The following is a 5,071-nucleotide window of genomic DNA, read 5'->3' on the forward strand; positions in this document are numbered from 1 at the left end:
GGGGGGGTGGTGGGGGGAATTCGCCGGTGGCGAATTCGCGGGCTTGCTCTGATGGTGGGTGGCGAGGGTGTGGGGCGTCGCTGCGCTCCGCCTTTCCGGTGGCTTTCCCCCGGGCCTACGGCCCGTCAATCGGTCGGCTTTCTGGTCTTGTTGGTCTGGCGTTTTAACGGCCCTACGGGCCGATTGACTGGCAGGGTTTCCCGGGCTGCGCCCGGGGGTGAGCGTTGACGATGTGACGCGAATTTCGGGTAGTGGCCCATCCCTCCGGTCGGACGGGGTGCCGACCGGGGCTTGCGGCCCTCGGCGTTGACGATGTGTCGTGGACTTCGGGTATCAGCCACAACCTCACCCCCGGGGGGCTCCCCGGTCCCGGCCGGTGGCCGGTCCGCCGCCTGATTGCTGGGCTGATGGCCCATCCTCCGCCCCCGGAGCGGGGCCTGCGGCCCTCGGAGGGCACCAGTGGGTCTCCGGCCTCCCCGCCCCTGTGGCGGGCCCTCACGGGCGCCCCGCACGGCGGTGGCTGACGGGGCCTCAAGCGCAGACTCCCAACCGGAATCCGCAGCGAATCCGGCAGCGTTTCCCCGGCTCCCGTACAGCTCTATCCTTCCGGTCCCCTGGCGGGTGCCGGAGGCGAACAGGCAACCTCGCGGCAACCGTCCGTCACGGCTCTATCCTGCCGCACTCCCGGCGGGAATCCAAATTCCCTTCCGCTCCATTTCTGGCGGCAATCCAAACACATTTCGGGGCACAGCGGCGGGGAATCGAACTCGAATACGCCGGAAAAGGGCCTACGGCCCTCCACCCCGACACGGCGACCGCCCTTCCAGACCGCCCAGGAAATCCCGCCTGGCGTCACCCGGGCAATTCCCGGTGTGGCGACACCAAACCGAACACCGGACAAGGGCGGGGCGCAGCGGGGCGCGGCACCAGGCGGCCAACGCGGGCACGGGCACAGCGGCCGGACCGCCAAGACAGGCCGCAGAACGGCCTGACGGCCGACCAGGAGGTAGTGAGGCCGCCCAGTAGCGGTCGACGCGGGCCGAACGCGTCCCGCCTCAGCGTTGCCTCAGGCGGGTGCAGGGTTCGACAGGTCGGTTAGAGCGGCGACCTGGTCGCCGGTCAACTCGCCTGCCTCGTCGAGTGCTTCGGCCACGGCGAGTACTGCCGGCCAGTGCCGGTCAAGGACTTCCTCGGCCTGATCGCCGAAGGTGGCGTACCACCCGAGCAGGATCCTCAGGTCGTCGCTCCCGGTGAACGTCCGAAGCCTCGGGATAGCCGCATCGCGGTCCTGCAGGGCGCCCATCTCGGCAGCCCAGCCACGGTCTTGGGTCCAGAGGCCCATCTCACGGAGCCACCGTTGCTCGGCCCGCTCCCCGGCCACCAACTGCTTGACCGCCTCCGAGTCCGCCAGCTCGTAAGGGCCGGGGTCCACAGCGCCTCCCAGCTCAAGCCGCGGCCCACAGCCCACGTCCCGGGTGCACTCGACAATCTCGACGCCTTTGACGTGCATCCCAACATGGAAGGCGATCACCGTGTGGCCGGCCTCGTGCACAGAGACGGCCCGCCGGTAGGCGGCAGGATCAAGCCCCGGCACGTGACCGTGGCAGCACCAACTCGCCGGCTCGGGATGCCGCGAATAGGTCCTGCGGCCCCACTTGAGCGTCGTCGGGTGGAAGACCATCCCGTTCTGCCCGTCAACGGAGGGCGTACTCATCGCGCGTGGTTCCTCTCCTCCGCCGCGGAGACCGGGCGATCGGGCGGGGGTGCATGCGGATCAGCGTCCAGACCGACCCGAGAATTCCCACAGCGCCAAAGACCGGCGGCCCGCCCGAGCGGCCTGACGATCACCCAGCCGGGACGGCCCCAGGCCGCAAGGGCACCAAACAGGCAGCGCGACGACGACGGCAACGCCCAGCAGCCCTGGGGACGGCCCGTACGGCCCGTACGGCCCGCACGGCTCCCGGCCAGAGCTAGCAAGCCGGGAACAACCCGCGCGGCCGTCCGGAACGGCGGCACAGCACCGCAGGCCTGGGCACAGCCACCCGGGACAGCGGGCCCGACCCCCCACCAAACCGAACACCAGCCCCCAGCCACCGCAAATCCGACCCGGATTCACACCACCACCCGGCGGCCAATCCGCCAGAACAACCCGATGGAATACTCGGCGGAATTCACCCCCGAAAACAACCCGCAACGCCAGACCGACCCCCGAGCGGCCCCGACCCGACCCCCGCCCCCACCAACCACCACACACAGTCACCAAACCGGCTGCCACCCACCCCCGTCGGGCACCTCCAACAGGCCCAGCCAAAGGTCCAGACAACTGGGTGTTCAGGGCCATTCCACGCCCACAACCGCCAACAGGTCACACTACTTCCGAGGGGTGGCACGTCCCAGGATGATGGGGTGATGTCCGACGAGCAGAGGCAGTCGTGGTACCGCAACGAGGAGGACTGGGCGCGGAAAACCGCCGCAACGTGGTTGGGGCGCCCAGAGGTTCGTCAGGCAGTGGAGGCTGCGCTGCCGGAGGCCGCGCGGATCCTGAAGCCGCTGGCCCCGCATCTCGTCAATCAGGTCCAGGTCATGCGGTTCTGCTGGCGCGTGTGCGGTATCGGGGGCCGATTCCTCGACGGCACCGAGGAGCAGAACCCGTTCGAGCCTGCCGCACCCGATGCGTGGGTGCTCACGCAGGCCGAGCTGGAGGCCGCCAGCTTCATCGCCGCCGAGTTCCATCGGCTGATCCGGTTGGTTGCGGACGTCCTGCAGCGGGCCGGCGTCCCGGTCGACACGGAGTGAGGTTCCGACCAGGCGGTGATCGGCGTGCTGCTCCTGCTGCCGCTGATCGGATACGCGGTGCCCTGGGACGCTGATCCACGCTACCTTGCCGACCAGCTGCAGCCGCCGGGAGTCTCCGCGATCGAACGGAACGGCCGCTCGACCCCCGCACGCGATGGCCGCACCGACGAGCAGGCCCGCAACGCCGACCGGATCCGCCGACACATTCGCGCGGAGAACGGCGGCCAGGACCTGCGGGCGCCCTATGCCGGCGGTGCCCCGAGGGTCATCCCGAAGCCGACCCAGATCCGCCGGGAGATCATCAAGGAGATCTACACCGACCGACCGACCGGACCTCACGGTGGCCCAGCTCCTGCAGACCTACGGCCACTCCGAGAAGACCGCCGGCGGCCTCCTTCGCGCCACCCTCACGCGACGGTTCAAGGACGCCGGTCTCGCCGCGCCTGACAAGCCGGGCCGGAGCGTCCTCTACGGGGACTTCAAGGTGCTCGGCATCCCGACCGGTCCGGACGGTTCGCCGTCGGCCGAGGAAGCGTCCGGCTGAACGGCCGCGGCCATCCATCCGGACGCCATCGACGGCATGGTGCGGAAGTGCTCGGAAGTTGCGGCCACTTCGACGTCCAGGAAGGACGCGCCATGACCATCCCCACCAGCAGTTCCTCGCCCGACCCCGAGGCCAGCTCGATCCACCACCCGAGGGCGCTGCCGCTCCCGGGGCCCACCACTACCGACACCATCGTCCTGCGGGAGAGCGTGCGGGCAGCGCTGCGCAGCAGCATGCTCACCTACCTCGTCGGGGCGGAGATCGCCACGAGCGCGGAGAAGGCCGGGCTGAGCCCGGCCGAGATCGAGGAGGCATTCGGGGAGCTGCACCGGTGTCGGCTGCTCACCGTCTTCGGGTACGGCGGCGCCCTGGTCCGCGTGGACCTGTCGCGCTACGGCCTCCTGGCCGGGTTGCCGACCGCCGAGCCGAGGGCCGAGGAGATCCGTCTGGCCCTGATCGCCGGGCTGCTCGCCCTCGACTCCGCCGGCCCGCAGCGCTGGATGGACTTCCGCAACCTCGCCGACCGGTACGGCACCGAGTCGCTGGTGGTCGAGCAGTTGCTCACCCAGCTGAAGGACCAGCACCTGATCGGCTTCGTGCCGATGTACGGCGGCGTCCTGCTCGCCCGGATCAACCCAGCACTACGACGCCAACTCCCCTAACCACCCGGCCGGGGAAGGGTGGTGATCGGGGTCGAGGAGGTGTTGGGCTCCCCGACCCCGACGGGCTACTTCAAGGCGATGACGGCCACGACGGTGCCGGCCACCGTGGCGAGCGCCGCGACCGCGGTCCAGAAGGTGCTGCTCTTCCAGAAGGGGGTCTTGGCCTTGGTGTCGGTGGTGGCTGGCGCGGTGGTGGTGACCGTGTTGGCGGAGCCGTGGTCCGCGTAGTTGAACGGTCCGTTGAGGTTGAGCTGGGCGTTTCCGCTCATGTGGATGTTGATCGCCGCGCTTTCGCGCGCCTGGTCCACGTTAGTGTTGTTCGACAACGGCTCTCCTTCGGGAGGGATCGGTTGGAGTCCGGGCGGCGTGGCTTGCCGGCATGTGCCGCTCGGGTCGTGTGTGTAGGTCGGGGCTGCGGCTTGGTGCTGCGGCCCCGCCCTTCTTCGGCTGACCATAGGGACGGATCTGACCCCATTTCAAATGGTGGTCGGAAAAGTCTTCGTGACTCCACAAAACCTCAGTTCAGGGACTGTGCTACTGCTGTTGTACAACGAGCTTCACGATCCGCATCTCTTCGCTAACGAAGCTTTGTTTGGCTGTCGACTACACGGCCTGCGGCTGCGTCGAAGCCGAAGTTGTCCCGACCGACCGGTCCAGCAGCCGCGTGGTCGAACGAGAGGCCGCGCGGGGGTGCCTTGCGGCACAAGAAGGTGCTGAAGCCGAGCACGGCGTCACCTGGTCAGCGCGGCTGCGCCAGGAAGCACTGATGGCCGCCCCCAACGGGGCGGCCATCAGTGATCGTCAGCGGGTCTGGAGTTCTTGGGCCAGCCGGTGCATGAGGGAGACGGCCATGCCGTTGAGCGCGACCGCGCTCACCAGATGCTGTCGACGATCAACCGGCCCGGCGCCAGCAGAGACCGGAAAGCGTGACTCGGGCAAAGGCCGGGTGCCGTGGAAGGTGGTCCACCAGCCCCCAGTTGGTCGGGGCTGGCAGCGCCTTCGTCAGGCGGCGGTGGGCGCCGACGGCACGCCCAGCCCGTGCAGCTCGAAGAGGGCGGTGAAGAACGGC

The 5,071-nt window shown here is 69.2% G+C and carries 5 protein-coding genes; 3 read left to right on the top strand and 2 right to left on the bottom strand.

Going from position 1 to position 5,071, the window contains the following annotated elements:
• Nucleotides 1-1,066: 1,066 nt before the first annotated feature.
• Entirely contained in the window at nt 1,067-1,714 is a 648-nt protein-coding gene (locus IEZ12_RS34980) for a hypothetical protein (RefSeq protein WP_189278104.1), read from the bottom strand.
• Nucleotides 1,715-2,409: 695 nt separating this feature from the next.
• Between IEZ12_RS34980 and IEZ12_RS34985 the strand changes: the two genes are divergently transcribed.
• The 3 genes from IEZ12_RS34985 (at nt 2,410) to IEZ12_RS34995 (ending at nt 4,002) form a co-directional block, all read left to right on the top strand.
• Complete coding sequence (locus tag IEZ12_RS34985; RefSeq protein ID WP_189278105.1) at nt 2,410-2,796, top strand: hypothetical protein; 387 nt, start codon at nt 2,410-2,412, stop codon at nt 2,794-2,796.
• A 340-nt stretch (nt 2,797-3,136) separates the two neighbouring features.
• Nucleotides 3,137-3,340 (top strand): hypothetical protein, encoded by a 204-nt coding sequence (locus IEZ12_RS34990; protein ID WP_189278107.1) that lies wholly within the window; start codon nt 3,137-3,139, stop codon nt 3,338-3,340.
• A 92-nt stretch (nt 3,341-3,432) separates the two neighbouring features.
• Nucleotides 3,433-4,002 carry a hypothetical protein gene (locus tag IEZ12_RS34995; RefSeq protein WP_189278110.1) on the top strand — a complete coding sequence of 190 codons (570 nt, stop codon included), beginning with the start codon at nt 3,433-3,435 and terminating at the stop codon, nt 4,000-4,002.
• A gap of 65 nt (nt 4,003-4,067) precedes the next feature.
• Here IEZ12_RS34995 and IEZ12_RS35000 read toward each other — a convergent pair whose 3' ends face one another.
• A complete protein-coding gene (locus IEZ12_RS35000) occupies nt 4,068-4,328 on the bottom strand; it encodes a hypothetical protein (protein WP_189278112.1) in 261 nt (86 codons plus the stop codon).
• Nucleotides 4,329-5,071 lie beyond the last annotated feature (743 nt).

It is taken from the genome of Kitasatospora griseola (genome assembly GCF_014648555.1).
GTDB lineage: Bacteria > Actinomycetota > Actinomycetes > Streptomycetales > Streptomycetaceae > Kitasatospora > Kitasatospora griseola.